Raw genomic sequence first — 14,639 nt, 5'->3', positions numbered from 1 at the left:
TTTCGCAAACGGGTACTCGTTTGCTGTGCTTGCTATCTACTCCTTATCCCGTTTCAAAGGCAGCGTTTGTTGCACTCTCTTTCTAATTTGGCGCAAAAAAAGATTGCAGCCCCTATGCGCTGCAATCTCCTGCTTCCCATATTGTGAGGTTAGTCCTCTGCTTGTTCGACTTCTGTTATCTCCCTTGCCGTTGCGGTTACAATCCGTATGCCTTTATCGCTCATACCGTCCAGCAGCGCGTCAAGCTGCCGCCGCCCGGTGGATTTCTCCGCATTGCTGTTCGGGAAGAAAAATTGATCTACCGAAATATGATACCGGGTTACAAGGTCATAGAATACCTGTAAACTCGGCTGTTGTCCCTTGTTCTCGATATTCGCAAGGTAGCGCGGGGAAATATATAACTCGTCGCTTACCTTTTTGCGGCTCTCGCCGTATTCATTTCTCGCGGCTTTTATAGCTGCCCCGAAAGCCTTAAAGTCGTACAATGGTACGGGTCTTTTTGCCATTTTCATTCACCCTGTTACATTTTACAGTTCACCTTTCTTTTTGGATATGTCCACACAATTCATATCATTAGGTTAAATACTTCCTGTTGTGTATTGACAGTAGACTGATTTTCTGATAAAATAAAATTTATGTAAAAGGAGGCGGCGTTTATGTTGCATAGCATGCGTATTAGATAAGCATTGAAAAAAAGGATTTTCCCATTTTCAACATGGGCTTTTTTGTCATGCTTATTTTGCGGATGCTATACAAAAAACTAACGACGTATAGATATAGTATAGACATAGTGCAAGCTATGCCTTAGTTTTGTTGTACTGCTCTGTGCATTATAAATGCAGGTCAATGCTCATGTTGAGGATTGACCTGCATTTTTTTGTGTAAAAAGGACGAGTGAAATATAATGCTTAAAAAATATTGGATAAAATGTCCGATTTGTAACGGAAAGACGAGAGTTCAAGTATTTCATAATACTGTATTAAAAGATTTTCCTCTTTTCTGCCCTAAATGCAAATTGACGCATATCATTGATGTAGAAAAATTAGAGATTGTAATCAAAAATACAGAAAAACAAACTTTTATTATTTAGAAGAAAGGATATAAAAATGAAACGTTTACCTAAATATACGCCTGCGGAAGTACGGAATGATCCATACGGATTTACTTACAAAGAAATGTCGGAAGTTATTGGCGAGAATGAAGCAAAAGCCTTATATGAAGAATTATATAAGCAATTACCACGCAAAAAAAATCTATCAATGTTGGTAAAAAATATTTGCAAAAGCAGTGATACTGAAAAGTATGTTTACGAACTGAAAGACAACAAATACATTGAAACGGTTTTTATCAAGCGGCGAGATGGTGGAACTGTTTGCGTGAGCACACAAGTCGGTTGTCCTGTTGGTTGTATTTTTTGTGAGTCCGGGCGAAATGGCTTTGTTCGTAATCTAACATCGTCAGAAATCGTACAACAGATTATATTGTTGCGTCGAAAAGTAAACCGTATCGTTTTTATGGGTATGGGAGAGCCTTTATTCAATTATGACAACTTGATAAAAGCAATCCATATTCTCCGAGATAGATATGGGCTCAACTTTCCAACCGACGGCATTACCATATCAACAGTTGGTCCGGTCGATCAATTAAAAAAATTGCGCGAGGAACATCTTAAAATTCAGTTGACAATATCTTTACACGCAGCAACACAATCTGCAAGAAATCGTATTATTCCTCACATGCGCATATATGCTATTGAAGATGTTGTTAAGCAAGCCTTATCCTATTCTGAAAGGCATAATCGCAAAATTGTCTTTGCGTATTTGCTTTTACCGGGTATAAATGACCGGCCCTCAGATGTAAGACAACTTGCAAAATGGTTTCGGGGCAAAAAAGTTATGATTAACGTGTTACAATACAACCCAACAAGCAATTCAAGAATTAAAGCACCACAGAAACGGGAAATAGTTGCATTCAAACATCAATTAGAGCAAGCAGGACTTGAAGTTACTATGAGAGTTTCTCATGGCAGAGAGATTAACGCGGCTTGTGGACAGTTAGCTAACACATATAATAAATTCAAAAAAAAATGATTAAAAGTGCCAGACGCATAGACGCAGAGCCGATAACGCATTAGGTCAAAAAACCTATGTGTTATCGGCTTTTTTATTTAATATTGCGCAAAAGCCGCTGTTCCCTATTATAGAATGGATTGCGGGTAGTGTATTAAAGTCGCCCTTTTTTAAGGATACGGCGGTATCGGGGAGGTATCGCCGTGTCCATTTTTATTTACTGTAACCCGCCTAATGCTTTGCGGTCAAAAAAAGCTATGCTCCGCAAGCGGGATATTCCGGCTATGAGTATGAACTGTCAATACATCTAAATACTTCTTACATTTCCTTTGCGCTCGTCCGCGTCTTGCGGACGGGCGCATTTTGCTTTTTTCAACTTTTTTCTGAAAAACGCACTCAAGAGCCATCTCCCGAACGGGTACGGAGCGAAAGGGGCAGAGAGGACAAGCCCTTAACTCCCGTCCTCTACTCCACGCGGGAAGGAGGTGAACTCTATGGAGCTATCTTCTTCCGACAAGGAAAGAATACAACATCAGTACGACGCATTAGCAAAGAAAACTTTGGTTGGCGAAGCGAAAAGCCACCGCCGCACTCTTGCGAAACGCGCAGCACGCGAAGTACCTTTTTCGGATTTGAGCGAAAGCGAACTCGCGCAGCTTTTCACAACGGACGAATACAAAAGCGATTATTTCCGTTTTCAAGTGTCCGGCTTTGATGTACTCGTCAAAAATGAACTGCTTGCCGAAGCCCTTAACGCTTTGCCCGAAAGGAAACGCGACATTATCCTTTTGTCCTACTTCTTGGACATGAGCGACGCGGAAATTGCTGAACTGCTGAATGTTGTACGCACGACGGTTTTCCGGCACAGGAAATCCGCGCTTGCGAAAATCAAACAGTATTTGGAGGGAAAAGCAGATGATGAATACCGTTAGGAAATCTGAAAATCTGTTGCCGTTCCCTGTCATTTCCGCAGCGGCAAACGGCGACACAACCGCCATGTGCGCGATCTTGAAGCATTACGAGGGTTACATAGCGAAACTTTGTACCCGCACGCTGAAAGACGACGCGGGCAACACCTATTCCTATGTGGACGAGGAAATGCGTAACAGGCTGCAAGTGCGCCTTATTACCCGCACCCTTATGTGACACAAAACACAATTCTAATAGTGTGGAAGAATATTATGAAAAATTATGTAAAAAGTTTCCGCAAATAAGTTTTAATACCAACGGCGGTGTTGTGCCTTGCAATTCCAATAAAGTGGTCGTAAATCTTTCTTATGACTGTTTGAAAAAAATGGCTAATGATCCGGAATTCGCAAAAGAAATAGAATGGAATTTATCCGGAGAGGTTGCAGCAAATTCACAAGTATATTCTTTTGCAAAGCGTGACGGTGTAGAGTTGGGAGGCAGGACAGTTACATATGATGCTAATGGAAATCGGCAATCTTCATGTGGTGGTATGAGAACAGCTAATTCGTCAAATAAAAGTTCAGATGTATTGAGTACACAAAATCAACAAAAAGCAGCAAAAAGTAGACGGGACAAAAAACGTGAGCAAGAAGAATACTTAGAGAAAATGCGTGAGAAACGAAAAAGAGATGAAGAATATTTGGAAGAATTGCGTGAGAAACGCAAAGATAGAGATGAGTATATTAGTGAAATGTCAGAAAACAGTAGTTCAGTGGTAAGAGCATATACTCAAGCGGAATACGATAATGTAGATTTATTATCTACATTAGATACGAAAATCTGAGGAGGACACGGATATGTCGTTGGAAGTTTACAGTAGGCAGAGTAAGGCGTTTCAGTATGATGGATATAAAATAAATTCTGAAATGCGGGAACACATAAATGCAGAAAAAAGCAGTTCAAATGTACATAAAGACAGAGATACCGTGAATTTTTCCGCAGAGGGCAGAAATATGTGTTACGGATTTGGAGTGCATGATGTAAAAGACCGTGCAAAACATACGGTAGTTAAGCCAGGCATAGCACCTCTTTTTGACACTATTTCAAGGACACTGAAAACAGTCAGAGAAGCAGTACATTTACAATTCAGATAAAATGATTGGAGGAACAGAAGTATGCACATTGGTTCTGGTCTAAATACGGTATCTTCAATGTACCGCCAACAAAAAGGCAATAATATGAAAACGCCTGCATCTGGGGAAAAGACATTTTATACGGCAGAAACACCGAAGGTATATCAGATATTCACAACAGATAATATGTTGTGGACAGGAGGTAATGGCACCGGTCTTTCTTATTGTCTTAAATATGCGGATGATTCAACGGATGAAAATCCGGTGGTGTTACATCTAATTACAAAAATACAGCTATTAAAGATACGGTCAAATAAGCTGCTCCATCATGGGAAAAGTATAAAATTAGGAGCTTTAGATAATATCACAAGGGAAAAGTTTTCAAAAACTTCTGGTAACTCTTTGAAATACATATCATATCAATAGATACGATAATATAAATTATGTTTGTATTTGTTGATAACAGGTTTATATCGGAAAAATTGTAAATTTATTTTCTATGTGAATTTTCATTTTTGTAGGGCTGGCATTAGACCAGCCCTTGATTTCATTATAATAGATAAAAAGATATTGAATATATATGCACGGTAAAAAGACGATTCTCAATAAATGAGATTGGGAAAAAGTAACCTTAGTGCTGTTGAAAAAATCACCATAGTTCTAATGAATCTTCTGCATCTACCCATATCTGCATTGTTTCATCAAGATATAATTTTGCATATTCAAGCGGTTTATCAATGGCAAGTGCGTTCAATGCACAGTCTGATCCGGGTGTGGTTTTTAAATCCTTTTCGGCTTCCCAACAGTCAATGCGGAGCATATAACCAGCAGAAGTATAAATATCAATGCTGTTTCTGTGTGGATTGTATTCTGCAAATATTGTTCTCATCGTATAGAATCTCCTTATCATTCAATCAGTCATTTGTTACAAAAATCAGAAGCATTTCAATCAGTTCACCATGTCACTTTTATTTTGTGTTATACTGTTTTATAGATTTTTCTTGCCCTTGTATTTGCCCTTATCAGAGTTCGTAAACGCTGACGGGACGATATAACACAAGGGAAACAATAAGGGAAAGCTCACCTGCGATAAATCCAGTGTTTTCAAGGGTTTGCAGAGAATTTAATAACAAAATATAACAGTTATTAAATTCCCTAAAACAGGTGAAATCTCAATCGGAATTTGAGGAGATGGTTGATTATGGAAAATGCTAAAAAGAAAAATTGGATAATAGCAATCTCTGTTGCTATCATTTATTTAACAGTTAGTATTCTCTTTGATTTATGGGCTTTTTCTTGGATTATATGGGTTGCCTATGCAATTTATAGATTTATTGTGAGATAGTCAACTCCCAGTTTTACAACTTCATATCCATATAACAAAGCAGTTAGTCTATATGATTGACTGCTTTTTTCGTACCCAGAAAGGAGTGATTGATTTATGCAAAAGATTTGGAATAAAGGACACCGTATCAGAGCCAGCGACAAAGGCTTGGTATATCGTTTCTGTGCTGGTACGCTTCTGTTTGTATTCGTGGCGGTTCTTTTGCTATTGAATATCAAACAGCTCATGCGTACCGATTGGGAGCATTTCAGTTTGTTAGAGAACGGCTTGACGCTTTCCCCTTACAACTTCATAACTATATTGATAGCGACTGGTGTTTGTGCATTGGTCGCTTTTCTGTATTACCGCTTCTGTTACGACAGTTTCAAGAAGCTCCTGCACCGTCAAAAGCTGGCAAGAATGATACTGGAAAACAAATGGTATGAAGCCGATACCGTACAAGACAGCGGTTTTTTTACTGACCTGCAAAGCAGATCAAGGGAAAAAATCGTCTGGTTTCCAAAGATTTATTATCAAATGGAAAAGGGACTGCTTCATATCCGCTGTGAAATCACGTTAGGAAAATATCAAGACCAGCTTTTACGGTTAGAGGACAAATTGGAAAGTGGCTTGTATTGTGAGCTGACCGACAAGACCTTGCATGACGGATATATTGAATACACCCTGCTTTATGACATGATAGCAAACCGCATTACCATTGATGAAGTACGGGCAGAAAACGGCTGTCTTAGACTGATGAAAAATCTTGTCTGGGAATATGACGCACTCCCTCACGCTCTGATTGCTGGTGGTACGGGTGGCGGTAAAACATACTTTTTGCTGACGCTCATTGAAGCCCTACTGCATACTGACGCTATTCTTTACATCTTAGACCCGAAGAACGCCGACCTTGCGGATTTAGGAACAGTCATGCCTAACGTCTACCATACCAAAGAAGAAATGATAGATTGCGTCAATGCCTTTTATGAGGGCATGGTACAGCGAAGTGAGGAAATGAAGCGACACCCGAACTATAAAACGGGCGAAAACTACGCCTATCTGGGACTTCCACCCTGCTTTCTTATCTTTGATGAATATGTGGCATTTTTTGAAATGCTGGGGATAAAGGAAAGCACGAGCCTGCTTAGCCAGTTAAAGAAAATCGTCATGCTGGGACGGCAGGCAGGATATTTCCTTATCGTCGCTTGTCAAAGACCAGACGCAAAATATTTCTCGGACGGGATAAGGGATAACTTCAACTTTCGTGTAGGACTGGGGCGTATCAGTGAACTTGGTTACGGTATGCTGTTCGGTTCTGACGTGAAAAAGCAGTTTTACCAGAAACGTATCAAAGGGCGTGGCTATTGTGATGTGGGAACAAGCGTCATCAGTGAATTTTACACGCCTTTAGTCCCGAAAGGACATGATTTTTTGCAGACTATCGGTTCTCTTGCACAAGCAAGGCAGGACGGGACGGCGACGTGCGAAGCGAAAGGCGACGGCACGGACTAGCCGTTGCTGGTGTGGCGTAAGCCACGCCAGCAGGTAAAACCCCTCGGTATCTAACAGAGGGGTACGTTTACAAATAGACAATAGACAAAAAACATAGGAAACATAAGGCTTCTGGCATGATTTTCTAACAAAAATCGGCTGTGAAGTCGCCTTAAAAAACTTCACACTTTATAGATTGGGGGTATGGTTCTGAATGAAGAACAATGGATAAAAGAATTACGGGAGAAGCGGATTGCTTACGGTATCTCACAAGGCAGACTGGCGGTGGCTTCTGGTATCACAAGGGAATATCTCAACAAGATAGAAAGTGGAAAAATGAAGCCGTCAAAGGAACTTCTGGAAACTCTGTATAAAGAACTGGCAAGGTTCAATCCAGAAGCACCGCTTACCATGCTGTTTGATTATGTGAAAATTCGTTTTCCCACGCTGGATATACAGCACATCATCAAAGATATATTAAAACTGAATATCAATTATATGCTCCATGAAGATTACGGACATTACAGCTATACGGAGCATTATTCTTTAGGGGACATCTTTATCTATACGTCGGCTGACGAGGAAAAAGGTGTCCTTTTAGAGTTAAAGGGGCGTGGTTGCAGGCAGTTTGAAAGTTACCTGCTGGCACAGCAAAGAAGCTGGTATGTGTCCTACTTTACCGTCAATGCGATTGTGGGCGAGCTGGATTTTCCGTCCAGTGAAATCTTCTATTTCCAGCAACAGCAATTCACATTCCCCGTTGATACTTCTATGAATGTAGAAATCGTGGAAAATCGGAAAGCATTAACGACAGTCCGCAACAAGAAAAAGGAATTGAAAGATTTGGATAATCACGCCTATCAAGCTGGAAGTGAAACCAGCTCAAATGTGGTGGACGCTTTAGACAGCGTGGACGAGCTGGAAACGGACTTAGACCAGAGCAAAGAAAGTATGTATAAGTTAAGCTACGTCATACGGGTGTCTGCACCTGATCTTGACGAGCTGAAACGCCGTTGTGATGAAGTCAAACCGTCCATTTCCAAGTTCTTTTTCTGTTCCATCCGGCAACCTTAAGCATGCGGATGTATTTGCCGGAATCCGTCCGAAAATCTTCACTTTATTTTTATTCTTTTCCCATCTTAACTCAATGTTTCCATTTTCACTGTGATAGGTTCCTTCTGCCCACATAAACGGACAGTCATACTCCGGTGCAATCCGGATCCTGTCATAACCAATTCCTGCATTCTGTACACCAAGAACTTTCCGGTACAGGAAATCTCCAACACAGCCAAACGCATAATGATTAAAGGAACAACTTGCCAGTTTCCCGTCTGGTCTTACTGCATCCCAGTTTTCCCAGACTGTTGTTGCCCCCTGTTCCACTTCATAGAGCCAGGACGGACACTGCTTCTGAAGCAATACCTTCCATGCAGTATCTGCATATCCATACTGACATAAGATATCAAGAATATGCGGGGTAGCCATAAAACCGGTATCCAGTCTGAATCCATTCTTTACTACAAGTTCATTCAGTCTTTCCGCAAGAAGTGGTTCTTTCTCCGGTGACACCATATGATGTCTCAATGCCAGAATATAATTTCCCTGCATCTCCTGCCCAAGCTTTCCATCATCCGATACATATTCTTCTTCGAACGCCTGGCGGACTCTTTTTGCATAAGCGCGGTATTTCTCTGCATTCTCCATATTTCCCACTAATTCAGAAATTTCCGAAAACATATCTGCATCTGCTGCCAGCAGACTGCTTCCAACATAATTCATTGTGAGAAATGCAGAAGCCGGTCCATCGGTAAAGCCCTCTTCATTCACAACACTTGGAATAATCCAGTCTCCAAAGTGAAATCCTGTATTGATCAGATAACGCTGGTTTTCAAGGCTTCTTTCATCACAATTCTGTTCTGTCTGGAATCCCCCATAAGGAACCGCTTCACCTGGAAGTTCATGTGCAGCACACTCCATGGAATGCATCCATTTCCCCATAGCCTCATAATTTACTTGAAGAACTTCTTTGTCTCCACAGAGTTGATACATCTGAAGTGGCAGTGTCAGTATGACATCCCCCCACCCAAGAGACCCTGTATCCCCCTGCTGTACATAATTTCTGATCTGTGGTACTGTTCCCAGAACGTATCCATTTTCCAGCTGATCCAGGCGAATACTGCGAAGCCAGTCTTCGTAAAAGGCTGTCATGTTCTGATTGAACAGTGCTGTTGCCCCATAGACCACTACATCTCCTGTCCACCCTGCTTTTTCTCTTGTCGGACAATCCGTTGGAATCGTAATGTTATTCGAACGCTGGCTCCAGTAAATATTACTCTGCAGCTGATTGATCTGCTCATCCGAGCATTGGAAATTTCCTGTCACTTCATTTTCTGTACTGATTGCAAGAGCTGTGAAATCTTCTTTCTTCCAATCTGCTCCACCAGTCACGCGCACATAGCGAAATCCATGATATGTAAAATGTGGCTCAAAAATTTCTTCCCGCTTCTCTCCGCAAATATAAATATCCTCTTGTGCTCTGCTTGTTCCGGCAAAAACATAAAAGAAATTTCCCTGACCATCAAGCATTTCTCCATGTTCAAATTTCACTTCTGTTCCATTTTCTTCCTGAATCTTCACCCGGATAGTTCCTGCAAGATTCTGTCCAAAATCAACCACTGTTTCGCCATTTGGTGTAATAAATACGCTCTGTGCAGGAACTTCTTCAAATACCTTTGCCAGTGGACTGATCTGCGCTTCTGGTATTGGATTGTCCATTGTATGTGTTCTCACCGGAAACCACTTTTTATCATCATATTCTATCTTGGAAGGATCCCCGTCATATCTTCTTGCATCATAGGTTTCACCTAAGAACAAATCCGCACTTCGTATCGGTCCATCAAAGGAATATTTCCAGTTTTCATCAGAACACATGACTTGTTTTTTACCATTTTCATCTATCATCTCCAACTGGAGAAGTACTCCCGGTACTTCTCCATATTCACATCCGTGTCCAAGCGCAATCTTTCCTTTATACCATCCATCTGCAACTGTTACAGAAACTGCATTCTCTCCATTTTGCACAAATTCATCCACATCGTAGACCTGATACTTTAGTCTTCTGTCATACGCTGTAAAACCTGGATTCAATCGGCTGTCCGTCACTGACTTTCCATTGATCTTTACTTCATAAATACCATGTGAAGTCACATACAGACGGGCACGTTTCACAGATTTTCCCACCCTGAAAACACGGCGCATCTGTACTGCCGGATCATAGGGTTCCATCGGTAAAGCATCCCAGATATCCTCTTCTGTTTTCATTGCACTCATATCTCCGTGCATCATTGCTTCTGTAATCTTCCGCCACTCTTTTTTGGCTTCATTCAGAGGATTCTGTAGTAATTGTGGCAATGGCTCCGGCTCCATCCACTTTGCTTTCCAGTCAGACTTATTCAAAAATGCAGTTTCAAAATAATTTTCTCCACTTTGAATCATTTCTTCTGTATTTGTCCACACAGTAATCTGATAATGATATACGGATGTTGATTTTAACATTTCTCCCTGATAAGAAATAGCTGTAGTATCCGAGTTTTCCTGAACACCACTATCCCATACAATTACGTTCTTTTCATCCTTAACAATAATTTGCCAGGCTGTCTGAAAGACATTGTTTTTTTCTGCATCAATCTCCCATGAAAATCTTGGATGTTGACAATCAATCGAAATCGGTTCTTTTACAAATTCACAGGTTATATTTTGGATAAACATAAATTTCCTCCACTTATTCTCTAAAATCATACTAATTACTTTGGTTACCAGGAATATTAATTTATTGTGAGTATAAGATAACATGTCTCCATGCTTTAATTATTGTAATATTAATTCAAATATTGTAAAATTGGATATAAGTTGAATATTTTCAGTATTGGATTTCCTTTCTCATCAAATTCATTTTTCGGAGGTTATTTATGATCCAGGATATTAAAGCATTTTGCAAATTATTTTATGAAGCCACTTTTCTCTCAATCAATTGCTATGATTATGCATTGGATAAAAGTTATACTTATCCGGAAGATGTCGGGTTCAATATCATTGTAAATAATCCTTCCCCGGATTTTTTAAATTTCAAAATGAATCCAGACTACTTTGTTTCAGATTCTTTTACTTATTATGGTTATGTTGAATCATCCAGACGCGATTATTGTCTTATTGTCGGACCTGTCTTCAGTACACCAGTAACAGAATCAGATACACACAATTTTATGAAGGAATGGGCCATCGATGCTTCTTTTCATTCCCGCGTCTCACAGTTTTTACAAAGCATTCCACAGCAATCACTCTATTCTTTTTTGAATGTTCTGGCTTATTTGCACTTCTGCATCAATGATGAAGTAATCTCTGTCAGTGAGCATTTCCAATTGGAAGGATTTGGTCAAACAGATAAGATATCCAGCATTTACACTGAGAAAATAATGGAACTCAAAGAAAATCAAAGATATCATAATACCCATTTTTACGAAAAAGAAATGATGAAATATGTCCAGGATGGAGATGTCAGACGATTGAAAGAACTTCTCAACAGCTCACAGAATCTTGTGGAGGGGATTGTCGCAGGCAACGCACTCAGGCAAAGGAAAAACATTTTTATCACAACAGCAACACTTACCACCCGGGCAGCTATCCAGGGAGGAATGAACCTGGAAGAAGCCTATCAACTGGCTGATATTTACATTCAGGATTGTGAACACTCTCAAAATATCGCTTATATTGAAAAGCTCAGCTATTCTATGCTGATTGATTTTACAGAGCGTGTTGCAAAAGGGAAAATTCCAGGTGGAATGTCCAAAGAAATTTTTGATTGTGTCCAGTTCATCTCCCGCCATGTAAATGAAGCGATCCGGGTTGGTGATGTCACGGAACATATCGGGAAAAGCCGCTCTTATCTCACTAAAAAATTTAAGAAGGAACTTGGTTTCGATATCAGTAGTTTTATCATGCGCTGCAAGTTAGAAGAGTCCAAAAGTTTGCTTACCTTCACAGAAAAAAGCCTGAGCGAAATCAGCAGCTATCTCTGCTTCTCCTCCCAGGCTTATTTTCAGAATGTATTTAAAAAGAAATATGGAATTACTCCTACCCAATACAGAAAACAGACTCAGCTTACAGTTCCACCTTCTTGATCAATCCGTTCTCATCGAATTCAATTGGTGTCATGCATGCCCGTCTTAGATACTGCCCCTTTGTACTTACATGGAAGAACACGTACCACTGTCCATTCACTTCCTCAATACTGCCATGATTGTTCCAGCTTTTCTCATTCAGCGATATATTGTCAACAATCACTCCCTGGTATGTAAATGGTCCAAGCGGAGACTTTGATGTCGCATATCCCAGACTACTTGGTCTTCCACTGGAGATATCTGCAAAAACATAATAATAGGTATCTCCACGCTTTCTCATAGAACTTCCTTCATGAAAATGATGCTCTTTCTCCGTCACAAGCCCTTCTGCAATCGTACTTTCATCAATGCTCATCATATCCGGATTCAGTTTTGCTCCACAAGAAGAAAACTGCCCCCAATAATAGTACGCCTGTCCATCATCATCAACAAAAACCGCCGGATCAATTCCTTTTACAGGAAGTTTCACCGCATTTTTAAATGGCCCCGTAGGAGAATCTGATACTGCAACTCCCTCCGTATCGTCAGAAAGACAAAAATATAGATAGTATTTTCCATCTTTATAGATACAATCCGGTGCAAACAGACTCTTGTTCTTTTGCTGTTCTATCAGTATATTCCTCAAAATCGGTAGGAACTGATCGATTGGAATCTCTTTGGTCTCTTCTGGAAGGAAAGTCAAAATTGCCTCCGGAAGTTCGTTATAAGACTTAACACCCTCTAAGTACGTTGGTTCCTGAATCTCGTCTGCCCACGGAACATCCTTGATGGAAAAGCTGATTTCACTCTCTACCCAATGTTCCAGATCTGCGGACAAAATTACTTTGTAATGATCGGAACACCAGGAATCCTCTTTTGTGTCAAGACTTCCATAGATATAGACTTTTCCATCCGGCATTACATGAGCTTCACCATCCGGGATGTTGGATTTGATATTTAGAAATGGTTTCATAGTTTATACACTGCCTCCCTCGCTATTCGTTTGTTTGTTTTTTCTAAGGCAACTATAACATTTGAGGGCGTACAGTTATTGTAATTTTATATATTCTATTGTAATTTTATCGTTAACTATTTTATTTGCAAATGGTTGGAAAGAGACGATTAGCGGCACCATCCTAAAGGCATAAGCCACCTTACATAACGGAATAGAAAAAGCTCAGAGGTCACGACTCTGAGCTTTTTCTTCTTCCTGCAGAAGTTTGATCTGTAGAAATCTAATTTCTTTTATTAGCTACTATTAGACTATGCTATCCTGATTGAAACGTCAACTTGAAAATATAAATGTTTCATCTTTTTCTATCCTTCGATTTTCATCTCAACCTTGCACTTCTTTTTATAACATGCAATGCCGTATTTTATAATCTTATGGATTCCTTCCTGTTCCAGAGATTCTGTATATCCTACATCTATGATCTGCTGAAATGCCTTCTCGCATTCTTTTTCCAGATTCCCATCAGACGCATGCTGGAGAATTGTGACATGTGCCACACTTAGCAGTTGCTGTTCACACTATGTGCGTCCAGTAATACATCTCGCCATTTTAAAGCGTAGTCCTTATCCACTCATCCACCAGCTCCGGCCAATGTTTTACTTCTTCATTCGCCTGTTCCCTCTCACGCTCAGTCTGTCCGGTGAACATTTTCGCCATCTCATTCAAAGCCTGTTTTACTTCTTCCGGAACCGGAAATGTTCCATCGTTCACTGCCTGACCTAATGCAAAAGTCTGTTCCAATGTATATGGTTCTCCAAACTCTTCATTTGCCCATGCTTCATCAGCTAGTGACAATCCATGTTTCCCTTGGGAAAACACATGGAATGCATACGGAATCTTCTTTTCCTGTAGAGCCTGTGCAAATAAGAATGAGTTCTGAACCGGAACCAGTTCATCTGTCGCCGTCTGCCACAAGAAACATGGCGGCATATCTTCTGTCACTTGTTTTTCCAGAGACATATATTCAAGTTCTTCCTCAGAAGCATCGGCTCCTAAAAGTGCAGTGAAAGAACCTCGATGTGCACAGTCACCGGATGTGATCACCGGATAGGAAAGAATGACTGCATTCGGTTTTGCGGATATGGACGCATATTCTCCTGTCTCAGATTCTTCAAATTCCTGCCAGTGTACCGCAACACTTCCACATGCATGTGCTCCTGCGGAGAATCCGCATAACATGATCTTATCTTTATCTACATGAAGTTCTTCTGCATGCTTTCTGATATAGCGGATGGCACGCATCAGATCCTGCATCGGCTGCAATTTCAATGGAATCATCTGTAAGAGATTTGTGGTATAAGTCACAACTGCAGTATGATATCCCATCTCATAAAACTTCTTTGCTACAATCTCACCTTCTGATGGAGAAACTACGGTATATCCGCCACCCGGTGCGATCAGGATACATGGTCGTACTTTTTCATCTTCATGGAAATATAATCGCATGTTCGGGATAAACCCGCATGCTGCTGCGTAATTGTATTCTGATTCATTCCATAATGTTATTTTGTTCATGATATTCTCCTTTCACAGCTTACCATCAGG

At 40.4% G+C, this 14,639-nt stretch carries 16 protein-coding genes and 1 pseudogene; 11 read left to right on the top strand and 6 right to left on the bottom strand.

The window, feature by feature from the left end; all coding sequences use genetic code 11:
* Positions 1-149 precede the first annotated feature (149 nt).
* The gene (locus G4407_RS05700; protein WP_044942672.1) at positions 150-506 is read right to left on the bottom strand and encodes a helix-turn-helix transcriptional regulator; all 357 of its coding nucleotides are present in this window, start codon (positions 504-506) and stop codon (positions 150-152) included.
* A gap of 398 nt (positions 507-904) precedes the next feature.
* Here G4407_RS05700 and G4407_RS05695 point away from each other — a divergent pair, with 398 nt between their 5' ends.
* The 7 genes and pseudogenes from G4407_RS05695 to G4407_RS17010 all read left to right on the top strand — a co-directional run.
* Positions 905-1,090 carry a cysteine-rich KTR domain-containing protein gene (locus G4407_RS05695; protein ID WP_003431289.1) on the top strand — a complete coding sequence of 62 codons (186 nt, stop codon included), beginning with the start codon at positions 905-907 and terminating at the stop codon, positions 1,088-1,090.
* 16 nt (positions 1,091-1,106) lie between these two features.
* The gene (gene rlmN / locus G4407_RS05690) at positions 1,107-2,090 is read left to right on the top strand and encodes a 23S rRNA (adenine(2503)-C(2))-methyltransferase RlmN (RefSeq protein ID WP_002584956.1); all 984 of its coding nucleotides are present in this window, start codon (positions 1,107-1,109) and stop codon (positions 2,088-2,090) included.
* 473 nt (positions 2,091-2,563) lie between these two features.
* Entirely contained in the window at positions 2,564-3,001 is a 438-nt protein-coding gene (locus tag G4407_RS05685; protein WP_003502131.1) for a sigma-70 family RNA polymerase sigma factor, read from the top strand.
* Positions 2,985-3,215 (top strand): helix-turn-helix domain-containing protein, encoded by a 231-nt coding sequence (locus G4407_RS05680; RefSeq protein WP_117494835.1) that lies wholly within the window; start codon positions 2,985-2,987, stop codon positions 3,213-3,215. The genes G4407_RS05685 and G4407_RS05680 overlap by 17 nt, the downstream gene beginning before the upstream one ends.
* A gap of 22 nt (positions 3,216-3,237) precedes the next feature.
* The gene (locus G4407_RS05675) at positions 3,238-3,822 is read left to right on the top strand and encodes a DUF6033 family protein (RefSeq protein ID WP_022154350.1); all 585 of its coding nucleotides are present in this window, start codon (positions 3,238-3,240) and stop codon (positions 3,820-3,822) included.
* Between the two features lie 13 nt (positions 3,823-3,835).
* Positions 3,836-4,132 carry a hypothetical protein gene (locus G4407_RS05670; RefSeq protein WP_022154349.1) on the top strand — a complete coding sequence of 99 codons (297 nt, stop codon included), beginning with the start codon at positions 3,836-3,838 and terminating at the stop codon, positions 4,130-4,132.
* 21 nt (positions 4,133-4,153) lie between these two features.
* Positions 4,154-4,384: pseudogene (locus tag G4407_RS17010) on the top strand (hypothetical protein); the annotation flags it as partial.
* A gap of 376 nt (positions 4,385-4,760) precedes the next feature.
* Here G4407_RS17010 and G4407_RS05660 read toward each other — a convergent pair.
* Positions 4,761-5,000, bottom strand: coding sequence for a DUF6061 family protein (locus G4407_RS05660; RefSeq protein ID WP_008115692.1), 240 nt, complete (start codon positions 4,998-5,000; stop codon positions 4,761-4,763).
* Between the two features lie 312 nt (positions 5,001-5,312).
* Between G4407_RS05660 and G4407_RS05655 the strand changes: the two genes are divergently transcribed.
* The 3 genes from G4407_RS05655 to G4407_RS17260 all read left to right on the top strand — a co-directional run bounded on the left by G4407_RS05655 (position 5,313) and on the right by G4407_RS17260 (position 8,000).
* Positions 5,313-5,456 carry a WxxxWxxW domain-containing protein gene (locus G4407_RS05655; protein ID WP_173688092.1) on the top strand — a complete coding sequence of 48 codons (144 nt, stop codon included), beginning with the start codon at positions 5,313-5,315 and terminating at the stop codon, positions 5,454-5,456.
* Between the two features lie 96 nt (positions 5,457-5,552).
* Entirely contained in the window at positions 5,553-6,947 is a 1,395-nt protein-coding gene (locus tag G4407_RS05650) for an FtsK/SpoIIIE domain-containing protein (RefSeq protein WP_173688091.1), read from the top strand.
* Between the two features lie 183 nt (positions 6,948-7,130).
* A complete protein-coding gene (locus G4407_RS17260) occupies positions 7,131-8,000 on the top strand; it encodes a helix-turn-helix domain-containing protein (protein ID WP_459076694.1) in 870 nt (289 codons plus the stop codon).
* Here G4407_RS17260 and G4407_RS05640 read toward each other — a convergent pair.
* Complete coding sequence (locus G4407_RS05640; RefSeq protein ID WP_173688090.1) at positions 7,887-10,694, bottom strand: family 78 glycoside hydrolase catalytic domain; 2,808 nt, start codon at positions 10,692-10,694, stop codon at positions 7,887-7,889. The two genes, G4407_RS17260 and G4407_RS05640, sit on opposite strands and share 114 nt — an antisense overlap.
* A gap of 200 nt (positions 10,695-10,894) precedes the next feature.
* Between G4407_RS05640 and G4407_RS05635 the strand changes: the two genes are divergently transcribed.
* Positions 10,895-12,103 carry a helix-turn-helix domain-containing protein gene (locus G4407_RS05635; RefSeq protein ID WP_173688089.1) on the top strand — a complete coding sequence of 403 codons (1,209 nt, stop codon included), beginning with the start codon at positions 10,895-10,897 and terminating at the stop codon, positions 12,101-12,103.
* Here G4407_RS05635 and G4407_RS05630 read toward each other — a convergent pair.
* From G4407_RS05630 to G4407_RS05620, 3 genes are all read right to left on the bottom strand, one after another.
* Complete coding sequence (locus tag G4407_RS05630) at positions 12,084-13,055, bottom strand: family 43 glycosylhydrolase (RefSeq protein WP_173688088.1); 972 nt, start codon at positions 13,053-13,055, stop codon at positions 12,084-12,086. The genes G4407_RS05635 and G4407_RS05630 overlap by 20 nt on opposite strands.
* A 344-nt stretch (positions 13,056-13,399) precedes the next feature.
* Positions 13,400-13,591 carry a hypothetical protein gene (locus G4407_RS05625; protein WP_173688087.1) on the bottom strand — a complete coding sequence of 64 codons (192 nt, stop codon included), beginning with the start codon at positions 13,589-13,591 and terminating at the stop codon, positions 13,400-13,402.
* Positions 13,592-13,643: 52 nt separating this feature from the next.
* Positions 13,644-14,609, bottom strand: a complete 966-nt coding sequence (locus tag G4407_RS05620; protein ID WP_173688086.1) for an alpha/beta hydrolase — start codon at positions 14,607-14,609, stop codon at positions 13,644-13,646.
* Positions 14,610-14,639: the final 30 nt, after the last annotated feature.

The sequence above is a fragment of the Allocoprococcus comes genome, from assembly GCF_013300725.1.
Taxonomy (GTDB): Bacteria; Bacillota; Clostridia; order Lachnospirales; family Lachnospiraceae; genus Allocoprococcus; species Allocoprococcus comes_A.
Note: the sequence above shows the minus strand (reverse complement) of the source record. Positions and strands in the feature narration are given on the sequence as shown.

Bases quoted from the DNA above. Each gene is read 5' to 3' on its own strand.
- G4407_RS05700 (WP_044942672.1), bottom strand. From the start codon at position 506: ATGGCAAAAAGACCCGTACCATTGTACGACTTTAAGGCTTTCGGGGCA.
- G4407_RS05620 (WP_173688086.1), bottom strand. From the start codon at position 14,609: ATGAACAAAATAACATTATGGAATGAATCAGAATACAATTACGCAGCA.
- G4407_RS05685 (WP_003502131.1), top strand. From the start codon at position 2,564: ATGGAGCTATCTTCTTCCGACAAGGAAAGAATACAACATCAGTACGAC.
- G4407_RS17260 (WP_459076694.1), top strand. From the start codon at position 7,131: ATGGTTCTGAATGAAGAACAATGGATAAAAGAATTACGGGAGAAGCGG.
- G4407_RS05695 (WP_003431289.1), top strand. From the start codon at position 905: ATGCTTAAAAAATATTGGATAAAATGTCCGATTTGTAACGGAAAGACG.
- G4407_RS05635 (WP_173688089.1), top strand. From the start codon at position 10,895: ATGATCCAGGATATTAAAGCATTTTGCAAATTATTTTATGAAGCCACT.
- G4407_RS05650 (WP_173688091.1), top strand. From the start codon at position 5,553: ATGCAAAAGATTTGGAATAAAGGACACCGTATCAGAGCCAGCGACAAA.
- G4407_RS05660 (WP_008115692.1), bottom strand. From the start codon at position 5,000: ATGAGAACAATATTTGCAGAATACAATCCACACAGAAACAGCATTGAT.
- G4407_RS05680 (WP_117494835.1), top strand. From the start codon at position 2,985: ATGATGAATACCGTTAGGAAATCTGAAAATCTGTTGCCGTTCCCTGTC.
- G4407_RS05640 (WP_173688090.1), bottom strand. From the start codon at position 10,694: ATGTTTATCCAAAATATAACCTGTGAATTTGTAAAAGAACCGATTTCG.
- G4407_RS05630 (WP_173688088.1), bottom strand. From the start codon at position 13,055: ATGAAACCATTTCTAAATATCAAATCCAACATCCCGGATGGTGAAGCT.
- G4407_RS05670 (WP_022154349.1), top strand. From the start codon at position 3,836: ATGTCGTTGGAAGTTTACAGTAGGCAGAGTAAGGCGTTTCAGTATGAT.
- G4407_RS05655 (WP_173688092.1), top strand. From the start codon at position 5,313: ATGGAAAATGCTAAAAAGAAAAATTGGATAATAGCAATCTCTGTTGCT.
- rlmN (WP_002584956.1), top strand. From the start codon at position 1,107: ATGAAACGTTTACCTAAATATACGCCTGCGGAAGTACGGAATGATCCA.